This is a genomic window from uncultured Rossellomorea sp. (genome assembly GCF_947488365.1).
In the GTDB taxonomy this organism is placed as follows: domain Bacteria; phylum Bacillota; class Bacilli; order Bacillales; family Bacillaceae_B; genus Rossellomorea.
This window is the reverse complement of the sequence record NZ_CANKZT010000010.1, coordinates 13,590-37,901: the sequence shown is the minus strand read 5'-3', so window position 1 is coordinate 37,901 and position 24,312 is coordinate 13,590. Positions and strand designations below refer to the sequence as shown.

Annotated in this window: 23 protein-coding genes and 2 tRNA genes; 23 read left to right on the top strand and 2 right to left on the bottom strand. The window is 41.3% G+C overall.

The genetic code is table 11. The features are described from left to right. Positions 1-22: 22 nt before the first annotated feature. The 18 genes from purR to Q1B03_RS20780 all read left to right on the top strand — a co-directional run bounded on the left by purR (position 23) and on the right by Q1B03_RS20780 (position 17,406). Positions 23-859 carry a pur operon repressor gene (gene purR / locus Q1B03_RS20865; RefSeq protein WP_299746364.1) on the top strand — a complete coding sequence of 279 codons (837 nt, stop codon included), beginning with the start codon at positions 23-25 and terminating at the stop codon, positions 857-859. A 15-nt stretch (positions 860-874) separates the two neighbouring features. Next, positions 875-1,249: a RidA family protein gene (locus Q1B03_RS20860; protein ID WP_299746361.1), complete on the top strand. Its 375-nt coding sequence runs from the start codon at positions 875-877 to the stop codon at positions 1,247-1,249. 171 nt (positions 1,250-1,420) lie between these two features. Further along, positions 1,421-1,714, top strand: a complete 294-nt coding sequence (spoVG, locus tag Q1B03_RS20855; protein WP_032085215.1) for a septation regulator SpoVG — start codon at positions 1,421-1,423, stop codon at positions 1,712-1,714. Between the two features lie 844 nt (positions 1,715-2,558). Beyond that, a complete protein-coding gene (glmU, locus tag Q1B03_RS20850; RefSeq protein ID WP_299746353.1) occupies positions 2,559-3,932 on the top strand; it encodes a bifunctional UDP-N-acetylglucosamine diphosphorylase/glucosamine-1-phosphate N-acetyltransferase GlmU in 1,374 nt (457 codons plus the stop codon). A 13-nt stretch (positions 3,933-3,945) separates the two neighbouring features. Continuing rightward, entirely contained in the window at positions 3,946-4,905 is a 960-nt protein-coding gene (locus tag Q1B03_RS20845) for a ribose-phosphate diphosphokinase (RefSeq protein ID WP_044340628.1), read from the top strand. A gap of 223 nt (positions 4,906-5,128) precedes the next feature. Then, positions 5,129-5,782 carry a 50S ribosomal protein L25/general stress protein Ctc gene (locus Q1B03_RS20840; protein ID WP_299746348.1) on the top strand — a complete coding sequence of 218 codons (654 nt, stop codon included), beginning with the start codon at positions 5,129-5,131 and terminating at the stop codon, positions 5,780-5,782. Positions 5,783-5,866: 84 nt separating this feature from the next. Beyond that, the gene (pth, locus tag Q1B03_RS20835; RefSeq protein ID WP_299746345.1) at positions 5,867-6,424 is read left to right on the top strand and encodes an aminoacyl-tRNA hydrolase; all 558 of its coding nucleotides are present in this window, start codon (positions 5,867-5,869) and stop codon (positions 6,422-6,424) included. A 133-nt stretch (positions 6,425-6,557) separates the two neighbouring features. Then, positions 6,558-6,788 carry an anti-sigma-F factor Fin family protein gene (locus tag Q1B03_RS20830; RefSeq protein WP_299746342.1) on the top strand — a complete coding sequence of 77 codons (231 nt, stop codon included), beginning with the start codon at positions 6,558-6,560 and terminating at the stop codon, positions 6,786-6,788. Positions 6,789-6,870: 82 nt separating this feature from the next. Then, the gene (gene mfd / locus Q1B03_RS20825) at positions 6,871-10,401 is read left to right on the top strand and encodes a transcription-repair coupling factor (RefSeq protein WP_299746339.1); all 3,531 of its coding nucleotides are present in this window, start codon (positions 6,871-6,873) and stop codon (positions 10,399-10,401) included. A 306-nt stretch (positions 10,402-10,707) separates the two neighbouring features. Further along, on the top strand, positions 10,708-11,244 hold the full coding sequence (spoVT, locus tag Q1B03_RS20820) for a stage V sporulation protein T (RefSeq protein ID WP_149158188.1): 537 nt from the start codon (positions 10,708-10,710) through the stop codon (positions 11,242-11,244). Between the two features lie 176 nt (positions 11,245-11,420). Next, positions 11,421-13,040: a polysaccharide biosynthesis protein gene (locus tag Q1B03_RS20815; RefSeq protein WP_299746331.1), complete on the top strand. Its 1,620-nt coding sequence runs from the start codon at positions 11,421-11,423 to the stop codon at positions 13,038-13,040. 13 nt (positions 13,041-13,053) lie between these two features. Then, positions 13,054-14,514, top strand: a complete 1,461-nt coding sequence (gene mazG, locus Q1B03_RS20810) for a nucleoside triphosphate pyrophosphohydrolase (RefSeq protein WP_299746328.1) — start codon at positions 13,054-13,056, stop codon at positions 14,512-14,514. Positions 14,515-14,536: 22 nt separating this feature from the next. Next, the gene (locus Q1B03_RS20805; RefSeq protein WP_044340650.1) at positions 14,537-14,806 is read left to right on the top strand and encodes an RNA-binding S4 domain-containing protein; all 270 of its coding nucleotides are present in this window, start codon (positions 14,537-14,539) and stop codon (positions 14,804-14,806) included. A gap of 86 nt (positions 14,807-14,892) precedes the next feature. Beyond that, a complete protein-coding gene (gene yabP, locus Q1B03_RS20800) occupies positions 14,893-15,195 on the top strand; it encodes a sporulation protein YabP (RefSeq protein WP_044340620.1) in 303 nt (100 codons plus the stop codon). Continuing rightward, positions 15,192-15,845, top strand: coding sequence for a spore cortex biosynthesis protein YabQ (gene yabQ, locus Q1B03_RS20795; RefSeq protein ID WP_299746325.1), 654 nt, complete (start codon positions 15,192-15,194; stop codon positions 15,843-15,845). Before yabP ends, yabQ begins: the two co-directional genes overlap by 4 nt. Positions 15,846-15,886: 41 nt before the next feature. Further along, positions 15,887-16,276 (top strand): septum formation initiator family protein, encoded by a 390-nt coding sequence (locus Q1B03_RS20790; protein WP_299746322.1) that lies wholly within the window; start codon positions 15,887-15,889, stop codon positions 16,274-16,276. 74 nt (positions 16,277-16,350) lie between these two features. Next, entirely contained in the window at positions 16,351-16,779 is a 429-nt protein-coding gene (locus Q1B03_RS20785; RefSeq protein ID WP_044340617.1) for a S1 domain-containing RNA-binding protein, read from the top strand. A gap of 156 nt (positions 16,780-16,935) precedes the next feature. Then, positions 16,936-17,406, top strand: coding sequence for a DinB family protein (locus tag Q1B03_RS20780; RefSeq protein WP_299746316.1), 471 nt, complete (start codon positions 16,936-16,938; stop codon positions 17,404-17,406). A 71-nt stretch (positions 17,407-17,477) separates the two neighbouring features. Here Q1B03_RS20780 and Q1B03_RS20775 read toward each other — a convergent pair. Both Q1B03_RS20775 and Q1B03_RS20770 read right to left on the bottom strand, forming a co-directional pair. After that, a tRNA-Glu gene (locus tag Q1B03_RS20775) sits at positions 17,478-17,549 on the bottom strand. Between the two features lie 8 nt (positions 17,550-17,557). Beyond that, a tRNA-Met gene (locus tag Q1B03_RS20770) sits at positions 17,558-17,634 on the bottom strand. Between the two features lie 288 nt (positions 17,635-17,922). Between Q1B03_RS20770 and spoIIE the strand changes: the two genes are divergently transcribed. The 5 genes from spoIIE to hpt all read left to right on the top strand — a co-directional run bounded on the left by spoIIE (position 17,923) and on the right by hpt (position 24,254). Next, positions 17,923-20,415: a stage II sporulation protein E gene (gene spoIIE, locus Q1B03_RS20765; RefSeq protein WP_299746313.1), complete on the top strand. Its 2,493-nt coding sequence runs from the start codon at positions 17,923-17,925 to the stop codon at positions 20,413-20,415. A 95-nt stretch (positions 20,416-20,510) separates the two neighbouring features. Further along, on the top strand, positions 20,511-21,251 hold the full coding sequence (locus tag Q1B03_RS20760) for a VWA domain-containing protein (RefSeq protein ID WP_299746310.1): 741 nt from the start codon (positions 20,511-20,513) through the stop codon (positions 21,249-21,251). Next, positions 21,220-22,227, top strand: coding sequence for a serine/threonine-protein kinase (locus Q1B03_RS20755; protein ID WP_299746445.1), 1,008 nt, complete (start codon positions 21,220-21,222; stop codon positions 22,225-22,227). The genes Q1B03_RS20760 and Q1B03_RS20755 overlap by 32 nt, the downstream gene beginning before the upstream one ends. Before the next feature lie 68 nt (positions 22,228-22,295). Next, positions 22,296-23,702 carry a tRNA lysidine(34) synthetase TilS gene (gene tilS / locus Q1B03_RS20750; protein ID WP_299746307.1) on the top strand — a complete coding sequence of 469 codons (1,407 nt, stop codon included), beginning with the start codon at positions 22,296-22,298 and terminating at the stop codon, positions 23,700-23,702. Positions 23,703-23,705: 3 nt separating this feature from the next. Further along, positions 23,706-24,254: a hypoxanthine phosphoribosyltransferase gene (hpt, locus tag Q1B03_RS20745; protein WP_224945544.1), complete on the top strand. Its 549-nt coding sequence runs from the start codon at positions 23,706-23,708 to the stop codon at positions 24,252-24,254. The last annotated feature ends 58 nt before the right edge of the window (positions 24,255-24,312 follow it).

The following is a 24,312-nucleotide window of genomic DNA, read 5'->3' as shown; positions in this document are numbered from 1 at the left end:
TCGGATTTAGGAGGTTTCTTTGGTGAAGTTTAAGCGTAGTGAACGATTAATTGATATGACGCATTATTTATTAGAACGTCCCCACCAACTTGTTCCTTTAACTTTTTTCTCTGAGCGGTACGGTTCTGCAAAGTCTTCCATCAGTGAGGACTTGACGATAGTAAAGGAAACATTTGAAGGACGGGGTGTGGGGACTGTTCAAACAGTTCCCGGGGCAGCCGGTGGAGTGAAATATGTTCCAAAGGTAAACAGTCAGGAAGCGAAAGAAATGATAGATGAGCTTTGTGTTCATCTGGAAAGCTCAGATCGTTTATTGCCAGGCGGATATTTATACATGACTGACCTGCTGGGCAATCCTCAGCTTATGAAAAGTGTCGGGAAGTTACTGGCGTCAGCTTTTGCTGAGAAAGATATTGATGTCATCATGACAGTAGCGACAAAAGGGATACCGATTGCTAATGCTATTGCCTCATACTTAAATGTTCCAGTGGTCATCGTTAGGCGGGATAGTCGTGTAACAGAGGGATCGACTGTGAGCATCAATTATGTTTCCGGCTCATCGAAGCGAATCCAATCTATGGTACTTTCCAAGAGAAGTTTGAAGGAAGGGTCTAAAGTATTGGTTGTCGATGATTTTATGAAGGCCGGTGGAACCATCAACGGTATGAAGAACTTACTGGAAGAGTTCTCGGCTACTTTATCTGGCATCGGTGTTTTAGTTGAATCCAATAGTATCGATGATCGACTAGTGGATGACTATGTTTCATTATTAAAATTGTCTGATGTGAATGAAAAAGATAAACAAATTTCATTAACGGAAGGAAATTACTTTCAATCAAATTTAACATTTCTACCATAAGGGGAGGCATTTAAAATGCGTGTAGTTTCTACTAAGCAAGCACCAGCAGCAATTGGTCCATATTCTCAGGGGATTGTCGTAAATAATTTATTTTATAGTTCAGGACAAATTCCTCTGACAGCAGAAGGTACTATGGTGGAAGGGGATGTAGCGGAACAAACGCATCAGGTGTTCCGTAATCTTCAAGCCGTACTATCAGAAGCTGGGGCGTCATTGGAAACAGTGGTAAAAGCCACTGTCTTCATTAAGGATATGAATGAATTTGGTACGATCAATGAAGTATATGGGGAGTATTTTAGTGACCACAAGCCTGCTCGTTCTTGTGTAGAGGTAGCCCGCTTACCTAAAGATGCCTTGGTTGAGATCGAAGTAATCGCACTCGTGAAGTAATATTCACGGGTGTTTTTTTGTGTCAAAAAAGAAGTGTAGTTCAAATGAAATAGATGAAAGGGTATAAAAAATAAAACTTTTCAAAAAATTTTACAATTTAAGAAGGAATATCTAAATAATTCGTTGAATACATAGAGTAGATTTCATCTAGGGAAAAAGGTGGTGAACAGAATGGAAGTAACAGACGTAAGATTACGCCGAGTAAACACCGATGGTCGCATGAGAGCTATCGCATCTATTACGCTGGATAATGAATTTGTTGTTCATGACATTCGTGTAATTGATGGGAACAATGGCTTATTTGTAGCGATGCCAAGCAAGCGAACTCCAGATGGGGAATTTCGTGATATTGCTCACCCAATTAATTCGGGTACTCGCGGCAAGATCCAAGATGCCGTTTTAGCTGAGTATCACCGTCTAGGTGAGTTAGAAGAAGTTGAGTTAGAAGAAGCTGGGGCTTCCTAATAGAATCTATTGCATCAAGAGCCTACTTTTGTAAGGCTCTTTTTTTTTGTCTTTAAGAGCCGAGCATTTAAAAGTGGCAGTTCTTACGCTTTTTGTATACCCCGATGTTTGGAGAGTTGAAACCTCTAATTTATTTTTTTTTGTATTTTAAGGAAAAGAAAATTCGACATAGATGTTGATAATAGGATAGCTTGTCTGAAAAAGCGAGATCCGGGCTAAAACATGGATAAAATGGAACTAGGAATGGCATGTGTTTAATGAAAACGGCTCAATTAAATGACGGTGTCGCTGCCCTTAAGGGAAAATGGCTGATTTAGGTCGTTTGAAAGTACTTTTTAAGCTGGAAATGCGGAAGTGTTGCGGCACTTTTAATGTTTGTAGAGGCAGTTTTCGGGAAAACTTGTGCCATTATTGGGGTTTGTTGTGCCACTTTCGGTCAAACTTGTGCCAAATTGTGAACACGGACTTTTCTGGCTAGCGAGCCGCCTCCGCTTTTCGTCTTGTCCAGCTCCAGGGCTTAAAGGCTCGAGGTCATAAGCCAAACATGCCAAAAAGGCAAAGAACGCCTTTCCGGCATGTTCGTCTTATGCTTGTCGCCTCTGGGCAAAGCCCTTCCGCTTTTCGTCTGTCCAGCTCCAGGGCTTAGAGGCTCGAGGTCATAAGCTAAATTGACCAAAAAGGCAAAGGGCGCCTTTCCGGTCAATTCATCATATGCTTGTCGGGCCTGACCAAGCCGCCTCCGCTTTTCGTTTGACAAATATATGTACTTTTATTTGAATCCTTGAAATGATAGAGTTTTTAGGATATATTCGTTATGGATAAAAAGGTTATTGGAGGACCAAAAATGACAAATAGATATGCCGTTATATTAGCTGCTGGGCAAGGTACGAGAATGAAGTCGAAGCTTTACAAAGTTCTTCATCCTGTGTGTGGCAAGCCAATGGTGGAACATGTGGTCGACCAAATTTCAACATTACATATAGAAAAGACTGTCACAATCGTTGGTCACGGTGCTGAGCTTGTGAAGTCGCATTTAGAGGGAAAGAGTGATTTTGCTCTTCAGGCTGAGCAGTTAGGTACCGCTCACGCTGTCATGCAGTCTGAAGATGTGCTAGGTGATTTAGAAGGCACTACTTTAGTGGTATGTGGTGATACACCGCTCATTAAAGGAGAAACGATGGAAGCTTTAGTGAAGCATCACGAAGGACAGGGTGCGAAAGCGACTATCTTGACTGGTCACACTGAATCTCCTGATGGATACGGACGTATCATCCGCAATCAAGAAGGTTTAGTGGAGCGCATTGTTGAACATAAGGATGCAACTGATAAAGAGAGAAACGTGAAAGAAATCAATACTGGAACCTATTGTTTTGATAATAAAGCGTTATTCGATGCCCTGAAAAAGGTTTCGAATGATAACGTACAAGGCGAGTACTATTTACCGGATGTGATTGAGATTCTCCAATCTGAAGGTGAAATCGTAAGTGCGTACCAAACAAGTGACTTTGATGAGACATTGGGTGTGAACGACCGTGTAGCACTTTCTCAAGCAGAAATCACGATGAAAAAGCGCATCAATGAATACCATATGCGCAATGGTGTAACGATAAAGGATCCGAACAATACGTATATCGATGCCGATGTTATGATTGGCAGAGATACGGTTATCCTTCCGGGTACAGTTCTTACGGGCAGCACCACAATCGGTGAAGACACTATGATCGGACCGAACTCCGAGGTGAAGGATTGTCAGATCGGCGACCGAACAGTCGTGAAGCAATCTGTTGCCCATGACAGCTCGATCGGATCGGATGTTCATATTGGGCCATTTGCTCACATTCGTCCGGCTTCGACCATTGAGGATGAAGTGAAAATTGGTAACTTCGTTGAAATTAAGAAGGCTTCGTTTGGTAAAGCGAGTAAAGCATCTCACTTAAGCTATATTGGAGATGCAGAGGTTGGAAGTGACGTCAACATTGGATGTGGGTCGATCACAGTGAACTATGATGGGAAAAACAAACACCTGACGAAGATTGAAGATGGTGTATTTGTAGGCTGTAATTCAAATCTGGTAGCGCCTGTCAAAGTTGGAAAAGGTGCTTACATTGCTGCCGGTTCTACTATTACTGAGGATGTTCCAGGAGAGTCTCTTTCAATTGCAAGAGCTCGCCAAGTAAATAAAGAAAACTATGTTCAAAATCTAAACCATAAGAAATAATTGGAGGTCCACAATGCCAAACTCTTATATTAATTCCAAATTAAAAATTTTCTCCCTTAATTCAAACTATCATCTTGCAAAGGAAATTGCGGATGAAGTAGGAGTAGAATTAGGGAAATCTTCTGTTAAGCGTTTTAGTGACGGTGAAATCCAGATTAACATTGAAGAAAGTATCCGTGGTTGTGATGTATTCGTCATTCAGTCTACTTGTCAGCCTGTAAACGAAAACCTGATGGAGCTTCTTATTATGGTCGATGCTTTGAAACGGGCATCTGCTAAAACGATTAACATTGTTATGCCTTATTATGGTTATGCCCGTCAAGATCGTAAAGCAAGAGCGCGTGAGCCGATCACGGCTAAATTGGTTGCGAACCTGTTAGAAACTGCCGGTGCTACCCGCGTTATTACGCTGGACCTGCATGCCCCTCAAATTCAAGGTTTCTTTGATATCCTAATTGATCACCTAATGGGTGTTCCGATCCTTGCGGATTACTTTGAAGAAAGAGGATTCAATAATGAAGACCTTGTGATCGTATCCCCGGACCACGGAGGAGTGACAAGAGCCCGTAAGCTTGCGGAACGATTGAAAGCACCGATTGCCATCATTGATAAACGTCGTCCAAAACCGAACGTTGCAGAGGTTATGAACATCGTTGGTAATATTGATGGGAAAATCGCCATCTTGATCGATGATATCATTGATACAGCAGGTACGATCACGCTGGCTGCCAATGCGTTAGTAGAAAACGGAGCGAAAGAAGTCTTTGCTTGCTGTACGCACCCTGTTCTTTCAGGTCCGGCCATCGAGCGCATCGAGAATTCAAATATTAAAGAGTTGGTTGTGACGAACTCCATCCCACTAGGGGAAGAGAAAATGATCGGTAAAGTGAAGTCGTTGTCAGTGGCTCCACTAATCAGTGAAGCCATCATCCGTGTCTATGAACAACAATCTGTCAGCACGCTTTTTGATTAAGAATTAATATTTGTAGTTTGTGCATATGAAGAAGAGCCTGCCCTTTTTGAGGGTCGGGCTCTTCTTTTTGTCATTCTGCCTTATTCCCTCTCTGACAACATTCCCAGAGCACTCTTCCTGTAATGAATTGATTTTTCTATGTTTATTTCAAATCATATTAGGGTAATTACTATATATAGAACTTTAACTAACATAAAAGATTAGGGAAGGTGTTGGATTAGACATGGCAACCGAATTAAAAGCAAATACTAGAAAAGATTTTAAACGATCTTCATTAACCAAGTTGAGACACGAGGGTAACATTCCTGGAGTCGTGTACGGCTACAAAGCAGATAATACACCTATTATGGTAGATGCCATTACGTTTATCAAAACGATTCGCGAAGTAGGAAGAAACGGGATTATTTCTTTAAACGTAGATGGTAATAAACAAAACGTCATTTTAAGTGACTATCAACAGGACCACTTGAAGGATGCTGTTACGCACGTTGATTTCCTTGCTGTGAATATGTCAGAGGAAATTGATGCCGATGTTCGTATCAATCTTGTAGGAGAAGCGCCTGGAGTGAAAGACGGAGGGGTGTTGCAGCAGCCATTACATGAGGTTTCTGTTACTGCTAAACCTAAGGATATCCCAGAATCAATTGAAGTCGATATTGCCGACCTACAAGTCGGAGAAACGGTCACAATCAGTGATATCCGGGACAAATACAGCGTCACTCTTAACGAAGAGGATGATCGTACGATCGCTTCCATTCTTGCTCCTCGACAAGAAGAAGAGATCGACAGTGGCGAAGAGCAGGAAGCTGGTACTCCTGAGAATGAAGAAGGAAGAGAATCAGAGGCCAATGAAGAAAGTGAGTCAACGGAAGAATAAAAATCAATATTTTTTGGCGTAACCTTTTGCAGGTTGCGCTTTTTACGTTATTCTAGAAGTATAAGGTCAGAAGAGGTGTTAGAAATGAAGTTAATCGTTGGACTGGGAAACCCGGGATCACAATATGAGAAAACACGACACAATATCGGGTTTGTTATTATAGATGCTTTAGCAGATCGACTGGGAGTTTCGTTGAATCAGTCAAAGTTTAAAGGCGTATACGGGACGTACCATTATAAAGGTGAAAAAATCATATTATTAAAGCCCCTTACCTATATGAACTTGTCTGGGGAAAGCATCGTCCCCCTGATGGATTATTTTGATATTAAAGAGGAAGATTTGCTTGTCATCTATGATGATTTGGACTTACCAGTAGGGAAATTAAGGCTAAGACAAAAAGGAAGTGCAGGCGGTCATAATGGCATTAAATCGACAATCGCTCACTTAGGATCTCAACACTTTAATCGTCTTCGAGTTGGAATCGACCGTCCTGTCAACGGGATGAGCGTTCCGGATTACGTACTTGGTAAGTTTAATAAGGAAGATCAGGCGGAGCTTGATAAGGCGATCTCTGCCAGTGTCGAAGCATGTGAAACATGGTTTGATAAACCTTTCCTCGAAGTGATGAATAAATTCAATTAAGGGTTTCATATACTGAACTTCCAAGACAAATGAATCATCCTGGTGAAACCATCCATCATTCCTTTTAAGAGTTGAATAACTCCCTTCTATCAGGTTCATACTAACTGTATAAATGTGTATGGAGGGAAATGGTATGGCGATCCATTATCAGTGTCGACATTGTGGTACGAATGTTGGAACACTTTCAAACGTATCTGTTCATTCAGAGCAGCTCGGGATTCATACGCTGTCAGAGGAAGAACGGTTACACATGGTTCAGTATCGAGACAACGGAGATATCCAAGTAAAGACCATCTGTGAAGATTGTCAGGAGAGTCTGGAAAGAAATCCGGACTATCATCAATTAGATCATATCATTCAGTAAGAACGCTTTGGTTGCGAACCAAAGCATTTTTCTGTTTACAACCTGAGATATATAGAAAGATCCGTAGGGGAGGAGCGTACACTTGAAAGGTATTCTAAAACAGGTTCATCAAAGTGAAGAAATCCAGTCCATCATCACTGGAGTGGAAGAACAATTATCAGAACAACTTGTAGCAGGATTGTCGGGCTCATCTCGAACAGCCTATATAGCGGATGTGTATTTACAAACAAAGAAATCCACCATAGTGGTTACCCATAATTTGTTTCAAGCGCAGAAAATCTATGACGATCTCATTCAATTTTTATCCGATGATGAAGTATATTTATATTCTGCCAATGAATTAATCGCAGCGGAATTAAGCGTAGCCAGTCCGGAACTGAGAGCTCAACGAATCGAAGTATTAAACAAGCTATCCCAGAATCATCAAGGTGTCTACATTGTTCCTGTCGCAGGGTTAAGAAAAATCCTTCCTCCGAAATCAATGTGGGAAACGAATCAAATTCGTTTTACAACGGGGGAAGATATCGACTTGGATGAAATGTTAAATCAATTGGTCCAAATGGGTTATCAGCGGACGGGAATGGTCAGTACACCTGGGGAATTCAGCCTTCGGGGAGGAATCGTCGATGTATTCCCTTTAACGTCCCAAAATCCTGTCCGGATCGAGTTATTTGACACAGAAATTGATTCTATACGCTTATTTTCTGTAGAGGATCAGCGATCGATTGATAAACTGGATTCCATGGAAATAGGTCCTGCAACAGAGGTCTTATTGAAATATGAGAATATCGAAAGACTGATTCGTGAAATTGAAGCTGGACTTTCTTCTAGTTTAAAGAAAGTCAAAGCAGCTGCTGTAAAGGAGAAGTTAACAGAGTACATAGGACATGAGATGGATCAGCTTGAAAATGGCCAGGTCCCCGAGCAGATTTTCAAGTACTTATCGCTGGCATATGAAAATCCTAGTAGTTTGCTAGATTATTTACCTCAGGACGGGGTCATTTTCTTTGACGAATTCAGTCGGGTACAAGAAATGAGTGAGTCTCTTGAGAAAGAGGAAGCCGAGTGGTATACCTCTTTATTACAAGAGGGACAGATCATCCATGACGTACCAGTATCCCATGCCTTTTCCAAGTTGATTAGTACGACGAAGCTTCCAAAGGTGTATTTTTCGTTGTTCCTGCGTCATATTCCCAACACAAGCCCACAGAATATCTTTAATGTTTCCACAAAGCCCATGCAAAATTTCCATGGGCAAATGAATGTGTTGAAGGCTGAATTGGACCGCTGGAAAAAAGGAAAATATACCGTTGTTTTACTAGGCCCCGATGAAGAACGGGTGAAGAAGCTTCAACGGGTGCTGGACGATTATAAAATTGAAATCGCCTTCGTGGAAGATGGAGATAAGCTATTACCCGGAACGATTCAAATGATTAACGGAAGCCTGACGAGCGGATTTGAGCTTCCACTTCAGAAGCTTGCTGTCATTACGGAAGAAGAGCTGTTTAATAAAAGGACCCAAAAGAAGCCAAGAAGACAAAAGCTTTCAAATGCTGAGCGCATCAAAAGTTATTCTGAGCTGAAGGTTGGCGACCATGTTGTTCATGTGAATCACGGGATCGGTAAATTCCTGGGGATTGAAACATTAGAAATCAACGGGGTTCATAAAGATTACCTGCATGTGAAGTATCAGGGGAATGACAAACTCTATGTTCCCGTCGATCAAATTGAGCTCGTTCAAAAATATGTAGCTTCAGAAAATAAGGATCCCAAGCTATACAAATTAGGCGGCAGCGAATGGAAAAAGGTTAAATCGAAGGTACAGTCTTCTGTTCAAGATATAGCCGATGATCTGATCAAACTCTATGCGGAACGTGAAGCGGCAAAAGGCTATGCTTTTTCTCCTGATGGGGATATGCAACGAGAGTTCGAAATAGCCTTCCCTTACGAGGAAACAGACGATCAACTGCGTTCTATTAGTGAGATCAAGCACGACATGGAAAGAGAACGTCCGATGGACCGCTTACTATGTGGAGACGTAGGCTATGGGAAAACAGAGGTGGCCATCCGTGCGGCCTTCAAAGCCATTGCCGATGGAAAGCAGGTCGCCATTCTTGTACCGACCACAATCCTTGCTCAGCAGCATTATGAGACGATTAAAGAGCGTTTTCAGGACTTTCCGGTTGAGATCGGGTTATTAAGCCGTTTCAGGACACGAAAACAGCAGCAGGAAACGACGAAGGGGCTTAAGAATGGTACGGTTGATATTGTAGTGGGGACTCACCGTCTACTGTCTAAGGATATTCAATATCGTGACATAGGTTTGTTGATCATCGATGAAGAACAGCGATTCGGAGTTACGCATAAAGAAAAAATTAAGCAATTAAAAACAAACATTGATGTATTGACCTTAACGGCTACCCCAATCCCGCGGACGCTCCATATGTCGATGCTTGGAGTAAGGGATCTATCTGTTATTGAAACACCGCCAGAGAATCGCTTCCCTGTTCAGACATATGTGATGGAATACAACGGTGCCTTAATCAAAGAAGCCATTGAAAGAGAAATGGCCCGTAACGGTCAGGTGTATTTCCTCTACAACCGAGTGGAAGATATTGAAAGGAAAGCTGACGAAATCTCCATGCTCGTACCAGATGCGAGAATTGCCTACGCACACGGTCAAATGAGTGAAAACGAGCTGGAAGCGGTTATCTTAAGCTTCCTTGCTGGAGAATACGATGTGTTGGTCACAACGACAATCATTGAAACGGGAGTTGATATCCCGAATGTGAACACATTAATTGTCTTTGATGCCGATCGAATGGGCTTATCTCAGCTCTATCAATTAAGGGGACGGGTAGGACGATCGAACAGGGTGGCCTATGCCTACTTCACCTATCGTAAGGATAAGGTGCTGACGGAAGTCGCCGAAAAACGATTGCAGGCAATAAAAGAATTTACTGAGCTCGGTTCAGGGTTTAAAATTGCCATGCGCGACCTGACGATCCGTGGAGCAGGGAATCTCCTGGGAGCCCAACAGCACGGCTTTATTGATTCTGTCGGATTTGATTTGTACTCTCAAATGCTGAAAGAAGCGATCGAGGAACGAAAGGGAGATCTGCCGAAGCAGCCGGAGTCGACCTTTGAAGTGGATATCGAAATTGACGCTTATATTCCGGATGATTATATTAAAGATGGTCATCAGAAGATTGAAATGTATAAACGATTCCGTTCTCTTTCTTCTCTTCCGGAAATCGAAGAGCTGGAAGAAGAGATCCTTGACCGATTCGGGGAGTACCCAAAGGAAGTCGGCTATCTATTCTTAATCTCTGAAATGAAAATATACGCTAAAAATACAAAGCTTGAATCCATTAAGCAGGATAAGAAATCAGTGAACATCTTCATGTCGCCAGAAGGAACGGCACAGATCGATGGTTCCAAGGTCTTTAACTTATGCAATAAACACGGCCGGGCTGTTGGACTAGGAATGGAAGGCTCTAAGCTTAAAATATCTATCAATACCACACGCTTAGAAGCATCCAAGTGGTTTAATATGGCTTATGACATCATTAAGCACTTAGATGAAGCATTGAAAGTAGAAGAAAACGCATAAAATTGATAGCAGCCTCATTCATCAGATGAAAAACGGAAATTCTTACCTTCGTTATAATACTGTAACCAAAATGTAAACGCGCTGATTGTTTTACTTTACTATGATAAGGGTATTAGTATTTATGCAGCTGCCAACAATGGAAAAAGATACCTGCATTAGAATTTTAGTGAAATTACAGAAAAAATAACTGAATGTGTATAGAACTTCTAAGTTGTAAGATACTAAACTCAACAATGGTAAAGTATTCAATAACAAGTTGGTACATTGCCAAATAAAAATCATCTGATGAAAGTGAGGCAACTATAGATGAAAGCAACTGGTATTGTTCGTCGTATTGATGATTTAGGGCGTGTCGTCATTCCGAAAGAAATTCGTAGAACATTAAGGATTCGCGAGGGAGATCCCCTGGAAATCTTCGTTGATCGTGACGGAGAAGTCATCTTAAAGAAATACTCCCCAATCAGTGAACTTGGTGACTTTGCTAAGGAATACGGCGAAGCATTATACGACAGCCTTGGAAGTGCTGTTTTAATTTGCGATCGAGATGCTGTAATCGCAATTTCCGGCGCTTCAAAGAAAGAATATTTAAATAAGAACATCAGTGAACTGGTTGAGAAAGTAATGGATGACCGTACGTCTCTATTACACACTCAACAAGGACAAGCTGAACTTGTCGATGGACACGGTGAGGATCTTGCTTCCTATACGATTGCCCCGATTGTCGCAAATGGTGACCCGATTGGTGCCGTTGCGATCTTCTCGAAGGAACGTACAGTAGGCGAAGTGGAACAAAAGGCAGTAGAAACGGCAGCTGGCTTTTTAGCAAGACAAATGGAGCAATAACCTTAAGGAGTGGCACATAGCCGCTCTTCTTTTTTGTTTTGGGCTGTTAAACGATGCTAGTGGAGAAAACAGACAGCTCTTTATGGTAAAATGACCAGTACATAAATGATTTTTTCTCTGTCTGATCAGACACTTCAGAGCATTGAAAAAGTGGTACAGAAAGGCAGGAAAACTGGTTGAGTAAGAAATACTCCTCCAATCAATTTTTGAAGGGGGCAATGGTATTAACGGTTGCCGCACTAGTGACGAAGATATTAAGTGCTGTATATCGAGTGCCGTTTCAAAATATTGTTGGAGATATTGGTTTTTATATCTATCAGCAGGTGTATCCCTTTTACGGAATTGCCATTGCATTATCCACCTATGGATTCCCTGTGATCATCTCGAAGTTAGTAGCCGAGAAATTAGAATATGAAGATGAAGAAGGAGCGAAGAATATAGTTGTCACCTCCTTCCTGTTTCTATGTCTTGTTGGAATAAGCTGGTTTCTTCTCGTTTACTTTGGTGCGGGGGTCATTGCCGATTGGATGGGAGATCCACTCCTTAAACCGTTGATTCAAGTCATTTCTTTATCCTTTCTATTGTTAGCTCCCCTTTCTGTTATGAGGGGATACTATCAAGGAAGAGAAGATATGGTGCCAACCGCCGTTTCGCAGGTGACGGAGCAGACGATAAGAGTGACGACAATTCTTGTTTTTTCCACGATATTGATATCTCAAGGATATTCCCTGTATATCACAGGGAACGGAGCGCTATTCGGTTCGATAACCGGTGGTCTTGGAGGCTTGCTGGTTTTACTTTTCTTTGTGTCTGCACGGAAGGAGAAGCTGTTTTCACGTAAATCCCTTAGATTGCCAGAAGATTACTTATATATTTGGTCACGATTGTTAAAGAATGGAACCGCCATTTGTGTAAGTGCTATGCTGCTGGTCCTTCTTCAGTTTGTTGATTCCTTGAATGTATATTCCCTCTTAACCTCATCAGGTATGGAAGCGGAAACGGCGAAAACCTGGAAAGGGATTTATGACCGGGGACAACCCTTTGTCCAGCTGGGTACGGTAGTGGCGACCTCCATTTCCCTGACCATTGTCCCATTGGTGACAAGTGCCTATCTGAAACAGAAAGATGATTTAGTGAGGGAGTACAGTCAGCTATCCCTTAAAATTAGCATTACCATCGGATTTGCTGCAACCTTGGGAATCATTAATATCATGGTTCCCACCAATACGATGTTATTTGAAAATGCCCTCGGCTCAAAGGTCATAGCCGTTTTTTGTGTATCGATTTTCTTTAGCTGTCTTATTCTTACGTTTGCAGGTATTTTCCAAGGAATCGGAAAAATCTATTTTCCTGCGTTCTGTATTATGATGGGCATTCTTTTAAAATATATCGGCAACGCCTATCTCGTTCCTGTCATGGGGATCATGGGGGCGTCCATCGCGACTGTTGCTTCTTTAACTGTTATTGCCGGAATGATGATCGGGAAGCTAAGAAGGTTATTCCCTATTCGGTTTTTCCCCTTTTCTTTCTACAAAACATTACTTCTTAGCGGTGGATCCATGACCATCGGGTTACAGGTGTTATTGCGGATTTATGATACACTTTTAGACAAAGGAATGCCTGAACGGGAGCTTTCCGTCCTCTTTTCTTTAGGAGGGGTTTGTATCGGTGGCATGATCTTTCTGATCGTATTTTTAAGAGGGAATGTCCTCACAAGAGAAGAAATCAGTTTCTTGCCATTTGGGAGTAAATGGGTTTGGCTGATGAATAAAGCACAACCAATGAATAAAAAGTAGCGAGGAGATCAATATGCATACAATAACAATTGTGGGTTTAGGTGCAGGAGATATCGAACAACTCCCTTTAGGAGTATACCGATTAATAAAGAGTAGCTCTCATCTATATTTACGTACGAAGGAGCATCCAGTCGTAAAGGATTTAACAGCTGAAGGAGTCGAGTTTCAATCCTTCGATGCTGTATATGAAAAGCATGAACAATTCGACCACGTGTATGAAGAAATTGTACGTGAGTTGGTTAGGGAATCTGAACAGCATCCACTCGTCTATGCCGTTCCGGGTCATCCCTTAGTGGCTGAAAAAGCTGTTCAAATGCTTCTTGACCTACAGAAAGAAGGGAAGATCCAGGTGTCGATCGGCGGGGGGCAGAGCTTCATTGATGCTTTGTTCGCTTCAGTCGGAGCGGATCCCATAGATGGCTTTCAGCTATTGGACGGTACCAGCTTAAAGCTTCACGATATACATATGAATCAACAGCTGATTATCGGACAGGTGTATGATGCTTTCGTTGCTTCTGAGGTGAAGATTACCTTGATGGAACTCTATCCGTATGATTATGAAGTGATGCTCGTGACAGCGGCTGGCAGCAAGGAAGAGAAGGTGGAAAGAATCCCGCTGGTGGAACTTGATCGTGTGGCCCACCTCAGTAATGTAACAAGCTTATATGTCCCGGCAGTGAAAGAAATGGAATCTACTTATAAGCAATATACTACATTAAGAGAAATCATTTCGACACTAAGGGGACCTGATGGGTGTCCGTGGGATAAAGAGCAAACTCATCATTCCCTCAAGAAATACTTACTCGAAGAAACGTACGAATTACTGGAAGCCATTGAAGAAGAGGATATTGAGCATATGATTGAAGAACTGGGGGATGTCCTGCTCCAGGTCATGCTTCATGCCCAAATAGGTGAGGATGAAGGAATGTTCACGATGGAGGAAGTGATTGAAAGTCTTGCTTCCAAAATGGTCCGAAGACACCCTCATGTATTCGGTTCGGTTCAAGTAGAAAATACGGAACAAGTGAAAGCGAACTGGGATGAAATCAAGAAGCAAGAAAAGTCGGATGAACATGAACCGATGCTTAAGAACGTTGCCAAAGGAATGCCGGCTCTCATGAAGGCATACGAATACCAGAAAAAAGCCGCAAAAGTAGGATTTGATTGGCCAGACCCACAAGGTGCCTGGGAAAAAGTATGGGAAGAATTAAAGGAATTTGAAAACGAGGTCGAGAATAATAGTGAAAACCATATCAAAAAAGAATTTGGAGATATTTTATTCGCGCTGATCAGTGTGGCCAGATTCTATAAGATATTTCCAGAGGAAGCCCTGGCTATGACCAATACTAAATTTTATCGCCGCTTCTCTTATGTGGAAGAGCAGGTTTTGAAAACGGGGAAGAGCTTCGATGAATTTACACTAGAAGAATTAGACCAATTTTGGAACGAAGCCAAAAAGATGAATATCGAATAAGGGGAAATGTATAATGGTATCCATGAGATTAGATAAATTTTTAAAAGTATCAAGACTGATAAAAAGAAGAACGATGGCGAAAGAAATTGCCGATCAGGGCCGTATAACAGTGAATGGACTGCAAGCAAAAGCGAGCTCTAACGTGAAAGTCGGAGACGAATTAAGCGTTAGGTTTGGTCAAAAGATTATGAGGGTAAAGATAGAAAGGCTACTTGAAACGACCAAAAAAGAAGAAGCGAGTGGACTTTATTCCGTTCTTTCAGAAGAAAGAGTTCAAGAAGAAACGGAGTAAGGATTACATAGTCAGAGGTTCTATTTTCCTCCCGAAAACATAAACATAGTTACAAAGCTTGTACTATGGGAATGTGAGGGATGGATATGAATCAATATTATGATGGGAACAAAGATAAAACCACTTTTCAAGAGCATGACGTTATGATGAGAGGCCGCAAGCTTCTTGATATCACGGGTGTTAAACAAGTGGAAAGCTTCGATAATGAAGAGTTTCTCCTCGAAACCGTGATGGGCTTTTTGTCTGTCAGAGGCCAAAATCTTCAAATGAAAAATTTAGACGTGGACAAAGGCATTGTCTCCATTAAAGGAAAGGTGTTTGATCTCGTTTACCTGGATGAACAAAATGGGGAGAAGGCTAAAGGCTTCTTTAGCAAGCTGTTTCGATGACACTCTCAATCCAGTTCTATACCATGCTTTCCATGATCGGTATGGGAGCTTTATTTGGTGCGACATTGGATACTTACAATCGTTTCTTAAACCGGTCAGAAAGAAAACGGTGGCTTGTATTCCTAAACGACATTATGTTTTGGATATTGCAAGCCCTGTCTATCTTTTACATTTTATTTGTCGTCAATTTTGGTGAGATTCGATTTTATATTTTCATTGCTTTGCTGTGTGGCTTTGCTGGTTATCAAGCTCTCATCAAGCAGTTTTATCTTGCCTTTTTGGAACGACTGATCTTATTTTTTATCTCCCTTTATAATTTTGCTGTGCAAATGGTGAAAAAATTAATCTATTCACCGATAAAATGGATAATCGTTCTTCTCATTACAATGGTTTTATCTGTAGGAAAAGGGCTCTTATCCGTCATAATCTTCCTTTTAAAGGTGATCTGGAGGGTATTGCATTGGGCGATTAAGCTCGTAACTGCTCCAATATGGTGGATATTAAAGGGTATTTGGAATTTATTGCCGAAAAATCTTACAAAAAGAGTCGAGAAGTTATATAATAAACTGGCAGGGATTTTTAAAGCGTATATCAAAAAAGTATATAGAGTGGTAGAAAAGTTTAACAAGAAACCTAAAGATAAAGAATAGGGCACGGCTTTGCCACTCCATATTGTAAAGGAGGTTTGGGAATGAGAAAAAACGTGACACCAATGGAAAATGAATATGTCCGTCATCAGGAGCATATGCATAAATCGTCTTCTAAGAGAAAAAAGCGTTTGGTCCGTCGATTAGCAGTTTTTTTTGTTTTAGTTTTGGCAATTAGTGGATTTTTAGTTTCGACTCTCATTTCCAGAGCCCAAGTTTTAGAAGATAAACGTACTGAAAAAGCACAATTAGAAAAAAAGTTAGAACATCTTAAAGATAAGCAAACCGCGTTGGAAGAAGAGATTGTGAAGCTTAACGACGATGAATATATAGCCAAACTGGCGCGCCGGGATTACTTTTTATCAGATGATGGTGAGATTATTTTCAACATACCTGAACCAGATAAAGAGAAAGAAGAAGAGGTGTCTTATTGACACTCTTTTTTTTAATTGGCTATAATATATAATAAGGTTTATCTTTTATCATTTTAAGGAGGAGCATTTCTTTTATGTCAATCGAAGTAGGCAGCAAGTTACAGGGTAAGGTAACAGGTATTACAAATTTTGGAGCGTTCGTGGAATTATCGGAAGGTTCAACAGGTTTAGTTCACATTAGTGAAGTTGCAGACAACTATGTTAAGGATATTAACGAGCACCTTAAAGTTGGCGACGAAGTAACGGTTAAGGTTATTAATGTTGAGAAAGATGGAAAGATCGGTTTGTCCATCCGAAAAGCGAAAGAGCAACCACAACGCCCGCAGCGCCCTCAGCGTCCTCAACGCCCGCGTAGTAATAATAACAAACAGAACGACACACGCACTAAAGAGAGTTTCGAACAAAAGATGGCACGTTTCTTGAAAGACAGTGAGGATCGTTTATCATCTTTAAAGAAGAATACTGAGTCTCGTCGTGGTGGAAGAGGGGCGAAAAAAGGTTAACTTGCTGTCTATTAACTCATATAGCAGGTTGTGAACGGAAAACAGGCATACTCATTATGATGAGTGTGCCTGTTTTTTTTATATTGTGGAGACAGGAAAATGACATGCCCCCATCGAATTAATATAGTCTTAACTAACTTTATGGAGGCAGCCATTATGAAAAAAGAACAGATAATCGATCATCATGAATCGTTTAAGCTGTGGCTTAATGAATTGAAAAAGATAAATGATAACGAGTGGTTTCAGCCAATGGAGGAAAGCAAATGGTCGATTGCTGCAAATGTTTCTCACATGATCAAATGGGACCAATATTCCTTAGAAGAGCTTCTTCCAAATATTTCAGAAGGAGCGCAGCTGTCTCCCTTTCCGGATTTTCAACGTTTTAATGGAGAAGCTGAAAAATATGCGCATGACGTGGTCAATAAGGAAGCTTTGATTGAAGAGGGTATCAAAACACGCGATTCAATTATAGCTTATGTAAATAGCTTATCAGATGATGATTTACAACTTTCGTTCTCGGTAGGAGATCAAAGCTTTACACTTGAAGAGTTTTTTGAAGATTTTATCGGTCATGATAAACATCACCAGGAGCAAGTTGAAGAAGTGGTGTCTGCCGAAAAAGCCTGATTTGCACATTCATACGAAAAGAACTTGAATATAAAAAAAAGACTATCATAACTGATAGTCTTTTTTTACTATGACCCGTACGGGATTCGAACCCGTGTTACCGCCGTGAAAGGGCGGTGTCTTAACCGCTTGACCAACGGGCCTCAAAATATGGTAGCGGCGGAGGGGATCGAACCCCCGACCTCACGGGTATGAACCGTACGCTCTAGCCAGCTGAGCTACACCGCCATATTGTATGCACCTTTTAGGCACAAAATCTATGATACATAGAAAGAATTATCTTGTCAATATACTCTCGTAAAGAATTTGTCAAAATTCCCTTAAGTCTAGTTGCATAAGCGTTTAAGACGAAAAAAGCAGTAAGGGATAGTGAATGAGACGAGAATATTCTGAATATTTTACCGGAATCCATAGAAAGTCGTCGAAACTTTCTTGGTGTGTATTCCCTCATTTTGACAAAGTTTTAAGCTTGTACCATTTATACTGAACAAAAAAGAAATGGGGAGTGTTTCATACATGGGGAAAGCCGATCAGTCGATCATCGAACCAGTTCAGAACGTGGACATTGAACACACTAGGGTGGAGCTATCCAAGGGAATTAAGTCTATTTATTCGAAGCTTTCGTGGCTATTCGTAGAAAAGGGGATCGCCTTATTCGTTATCGGATTTTTATTGGGGAGAGCGTTAATCCTTTCCCACTTAACGCCGTTTGCATTACCGTTCTTTGCCGCTGTTTACATTATCCGAAGAGAAAAATCTCCCATTGCACTAATCGGATTGCTTGCAGGAGCTCTTACCTTATCTCTTCCTAGTATCAGTTATACGTTTGTCAGTGCGATAATATTCCTATTAGCGTTTCGATTATCACAGAAATATCACAAGAACAATTTGAGAGTCGTCGCTTTTTATGTCTTCTTCACTGTCATGGCAGCGAAGCTTTCATTCGATTATATCCAGCAAGGACAAGCCCTGACGGTTTACAACGGAGTAATGGCTTTGATAGAAGCGAGCCTTGCTTTTCTGTTAACGTATATTTTCATTCAAAGTGTGCCCCTTGTAACCGTTCAGCGTAGAAGGAAGTCGCTGAAAACAGAAGAAGTGGTCAGTCTGATCATTCTATTAGCATCTATTATGACAGGTACGATCGGATGGTCTGTATATAATCTGTCTGTGGAACATGTGTTATCAAGATACTTAGTGCTGCTGTTTTCCTTTATAGCAGGGGCTACAGTGGGCTCCACAGTAGGGGTTGTCACTGGGCTTGTTTTCAGTTTAGCGAACGTTTCCAGCTTTTATCAAATGAGCTTGCTTGCTTTCTCGGGGCTTCTGGGCGGACTTATGAAAGAAGGAAAGAAATTCGGAGCAGCAATCGGTTTGTTAATCGCTACTTTACTAATGGGGATGTACGGAGAAACAGATACGGTCATAACGAAAACCTTATATGAATCGGGGGTAGCGATTTTACTCTTATTTTTAACCCCTCAAAGTTTAACGTCTAAAATTGCCAAGCATATTCCTGGGACTGCCGAATACCAGCAGGAACAACAGGGATACATGCGAAGGGTGAGAGATGTGACCGCTAACAGGGTCACGCAGTTTTCCTCGGTGTTTCAAGCTTTGTCCAATAGTTTTCAACAAATAGAAGACCGATTTGAAGAGGAGGAAGATAAAGAGTTCGATTATTTCTTAAGCAATGTGACAGAGAAAACGTGTCAAACCTGTTTTAAGAAAGATCAATGCTGGGCTCGGAATTTTGATAAAACCTATAATCTGATGAAAGATGTGATGACCGAGTATGATCAGGGACGTGTCCCCTTGTCACAAAAACTTGCTAGAGAAGTAGAGAAGCATTGTACGAGAGAGAAAAAGCTGAAAGAGACGATTTATCAGGAGTTGACCTTCTATCAAGCCAATTTAAAATTAAAGAAGCAGGTCCAGGAAAGCAGGAAGCTGGTCGCTGATCAATTACTGGGAGTATCCGAGGTGATGGGGAACTTCGCAAAAGAAATTCAAAGAGAGAGGGAGAATCATCATATTCAGGAAGAACAAATCTTATCGAGTATCGGAGAGTTTGGAATCGAGATTGAAAGCATTGAAATCTATAACCTGGAACAGGGGAATGTTGATATAGATATGACCATGCCTTATTGCGGGGGACATGGAGAGGGTGAAAAGCTGATTGCCCCGATGTTATCGGATATTTTAGGTGAAAATATCATTGTTCAAAAGGAGGAGTGTGCTCAATTTCCGAACGGTCAATGTCATGTGACCTTCCAATCTGCCAAGAAATTTGTAGTGGATACCGGAGCTTCTCATGCAGCGAAAGGGGGAGGGCTGGTATCAGGAGACAGCTACTCGATGATTGAATTAGGAAGGGGGAAATATGCTGTTGCGATTAGTGACGGAATGGGAAATGGAGAACGGGCTCACTATGAAAGTAATGAAACCCTGAGACTTTTGAAAAAAATACTGGAATCCGGGATTGAAGAACAGGTGGCGATCAAATCCATCAACTCGATTCTATCTCTAAGAACGAATGATGAAATTTTCTCTACATTGGATTTAGCCATGATCGATCTGCAGAATGCGTCATCGAGGTTCTTGAAAATCGGTTCAACCCCGAGTTTCATTAAGCGGGGAGATAAAATCATAAAGGTAGAGGCAAGCAATTTACCAATGGGGATGCTTCAGCAGGATTTCGATGTGGATGTCGTGTCTGAGCAGTTAAAAGCAGGAGACCTTCTCATTATGATGAGTGATGGCGCCTTTGAAGGCCCGAAACATGTAGAAAATTATGACCTCTGGATGAAGAGGAAAATAAAGGAACTTGAAACCGAGGAACCACAAGAAGTGGCCGATATTCTAATGGAGGAAGTGATCAGGTCGAGCTCCGGATTAATAGAAGACGATATGACAATTGTGGTTTCGAAAATCAAACATAATATACCGAAATGGTCCTCTATCCCTGTGCAAAAACCGAAAACGAAAGATAAAAAAAGGATTTCGTAGGACGAATATTTCCCTTGAAAAATAGTTAACTAGAGTATAATTTCCTCCTCACTCGGCGAAGATGATAACAACTTTAGAATGAGGAGGGGAGTCTGATGAAGCCAGGTACACTTCGTCAAATTCTATTAATTACGGATGGTTGTTCGAATCAAGGGGAAGATCCAATTGCGATGGCGGCCCTTGCGAAGGAGCAAGGAATTTCAGTTAACGTAATTGGTGTCATGGATAATGATGTGATAGATGATAACGGAATGCAGGAAATTGAAGGAATTGCTCTATCAGGGGGTGGAGTAAGTCAGATTGTATATGCTCAACAACTTTCTCAAACCGTGCAAATGGTTACACGTAAAGCGATGACACAAACCTTGCAGGGGGTTGTGAATAAAGAGCTGAAACAAATCCTCGGTAAATCCGCATCCATGGAGGAGCTTCCTCCAGAACAACGTGGAGAGGTCATGGAGGTTGTCGACGAATTAGGGGAGTCAGTTGATATGGAAGTGTTGATTCTTGTCGATACGTCTGCAAGTATGAAACATAAGCTTCCCACGGTTAAGGAAGCTCTATTAGACCTTTCATTAAGCCTGAATGCTAGAATGGGTGATAATAAATTTTCCGTCTTTGTATTTCCCGGGAAACGACAAGATGTCGAAAAATTGCTAGATTGGACACCGAAACTTGAAACATTAACGAGTATATTCTCTAAATTGTCTCCAGGTGGAATTACTCCAACAGGTCCAGCGATCTCAGAAGCTATCACACACTTTAAGAAAAAACGTTCATTAAGGGGATTGCTCACTCGTGGCGATGATGAACAATACTTCGAAGAAACCATTTGATTTTCCCCCTGGAACAGTTATAAGAGGAAAGTGGTATAAGCACATCTACACCATTGTAAAAGAATTAGGGTATGGTGCGAACGGTATTGTGTACCTTGTACAAGGATCTTCAGGATACCAGGCATTAAAGATGAGTGACAGTAATGTATCTATTACCTCTGAAGTCAATGTTTTAAAGTCTTTCTCAAAGGTCCAAGGTGCTCCCCTTGGGCCAAAGCTTCTTGATGTGGACGATTGGGAGTATCGGGGACAGAAAATACATTATTACGTGATGGAATATATTCAAGGTACTGACTTGCTGTCATTTGTTCAATCGAAAGGATTTTCGTGGGCAGGTGTACTCATTGCTCAACTCCTGACAGACCTAGAGCGAATTCATAAGGAAGGGTGGGTCTTTGGGGATTTAAAACCTGAAAACTTGATCGTCACAGGCCCTCCTTACCGAATTCGCTGTATTGATGTTGGGGGAACGACTATCAATGGACGGGCAATCAAAGAGTTTACGGAGTTTTTTGATAGAGGATATTGGGTAGGAGGTTCACGGAGAGCGGAACCTTCATATGATCTTTTCTCTGTAGGTATGATCCTCATTAATTTAGCCTACCCTGGGCGTTTCACCAAGTCAGGAAACGGGAATATGCAACAATTAAGGGAAGCGATAGGTTCCAAAGATCAATTGAAGAAGTTTGAAGGGTCGATTCTGGATGCGTTGGAAGGAAAATTTCAATCTGCAAGTGATATGAGAGTCAGCCTCCTGAATGGACTTTCTCACTCTCAACCAGTACAGCAGCCCAAACCGAAACCTAAAGTCAAAAGACCTGTTCCAACAAATTCTCATGTAAGTTCATCACCTTCGCATACAAGCAGATATCAAAATCACCGAAATAAAAAGTCAAGTCACTTTCTTGAGACTGTGCTCGTGGTGATGATTGTTTCGTTATTATATGTTTTGTATATTTATGGAGAATTGATGTAGCTTAAGAGTGTGAGATTTCAGCAGATATTGATACAATGGGGAAAATGGTTTTAGGAAGAGGAAGCGTTATGTTAGAACATACTACAAAAGAGTTTATTCACGATCATGGGCTTATTGAAGAGGGAGATCGAATTGTTGTGGCTGTGTCTGGAGGCCCTGATTCCTTAGCGCTTCTCCATTTTCTCGATGCGAACCGTAATGAGTGGGGAGTAGAAGTGATCGCTGCTCATCTTGATCATATGTTTCGAGGAGAAGAGTCCTATCAAGAGCTTTTGTTCGTAGAAGGATTCTGCAGAAGTCGACACATCCCTTTTTACGGTGAACGAATGGATGTGTCAACTGAAATGGAGAAGATGAATGGAAGCCTACAGGAAAAGGCCCGACACATTCGTTATGAATTCTTGGGGAATGTAATGGAAGATGTATCAGCTACCAAATTGGCCCTCGGTCACCATGGGGATGATCAGGTAGAAACCATCTTAATGAAGATGACAAGGGGAGCGTCGGGAGCCGGCAGAGCGGGAATTCCATTCAAGCGCCCTTTTTCTACAGGAGAGATAATCCGGCCCTTCCTCTCGATCACCAAGAAGGAAATCGAAGGCTATTGTGAGAGATACGACCTTTCTCCGAGGAGGGATCCCAGCAATCAGAAGGAAGATTATACGAGGAACCGATTCCGAAAAAAGGTTCTGCCGTTCTTAAAGAATGAAAACCCTCATGTTCATCTTCAATTCCAACGATTTAGTGAAGAATTGGAAGAAGATGAGGCATTTTTAGAGGAATTAACAAGGAATAAGTTGAATAAGGTATGGAATAACACTGGAGATTTCTCATCTTTAAATATCGAAGGTTTTCTTGCAATGGCTCAGCCTTTACAAAGAAGAGGGATTAATCTAATATTAAACTATCTTTACAAACTTAGACCATCTTCCTTATCGTCTATACATATTTACGATGTATTGGGTATATTAAAAGGAAAAACGCCTAATGCCAGCCTGGATTTACCGAAAGGGCTTAAGGTAACAAGGGCGTATCATACATGTTATTTTCACTTTGGAGAATTAGCGTTAACCGAATCTCCTTATTGTTACGGGATACAGGTGAATGAAACGCTTGAACTTAAAGGTGGATATCAGTTCCGTCTCCATTGTTCTTCCTCGTTAGCAGAGGATCTTACCGGCGATAGGATCTACCTGGATCCGGACGAGGTCACTCTACCTTTATATGTGCGTACGAGAAAGAGCGGAGATCGAATGAAAGTGAAGGGTTTGGAAGGCTCAAAGAAGCTTAAGACACTCTTTATTGACGAAAAAGTTCCTGTACACCTCCGTGACGGATGGCCTATTGTAGTGGACGCAGATAATCACATACTTTGGGTACCGGGAATGAAAAAGTCTATTTACGATTTGGGAGAAGAGCAAGAAAATAGTTTAGTACTACAATTTAAGAGCAATCATCTTCTAGGAGGCAGTTGAACATTGTTAAATCAAGATATTGAGAAAGTGTTAATTTCAGAAGAAGAACTTCAAGAAAAGATTAAAGCATTAGGTGCACAATTAACAGAGGAGTATCAAGATCGATTTCCTTTGGCAATTGGAGTTTTAAAAGGCGCGATGCCATTCATGGCGGACCTTTGTAAACGTATGGATACACATATGGAAATGGACTTCATGGATGTATCCAGCTACGGAAACTCTACTGTCTCTTCAGGAGAAGTAAAGATTGTGAAAGATTTAGACACGAAAGTGGAAGGACGGGATATCCTGATCATTGAAGATATTATCGACAGTGGTTTAACACTAAGCTACTTAGTGGAACTATTCCGTTATCGCAAAGCAAAATCCATCAGCATTGTCACGCTTCTTGACAAGCCATCTGGACGCAAAGCAGATATCAAAGCGGACTATGTAGGCTTTATTGTTCCTGACGAATTCGTTGTCGGGTATGGCCTGGATTACGCAGAAAGATACCGTAATCTACCGTATATCGGTGTTTTAAAACCAAGAGTGTATACAACAGGAGAATAAGTATATTCTAAAGAGGAATCTTGTAAGTGCAATTTGTTGTAATGCCATGATTTTCTAT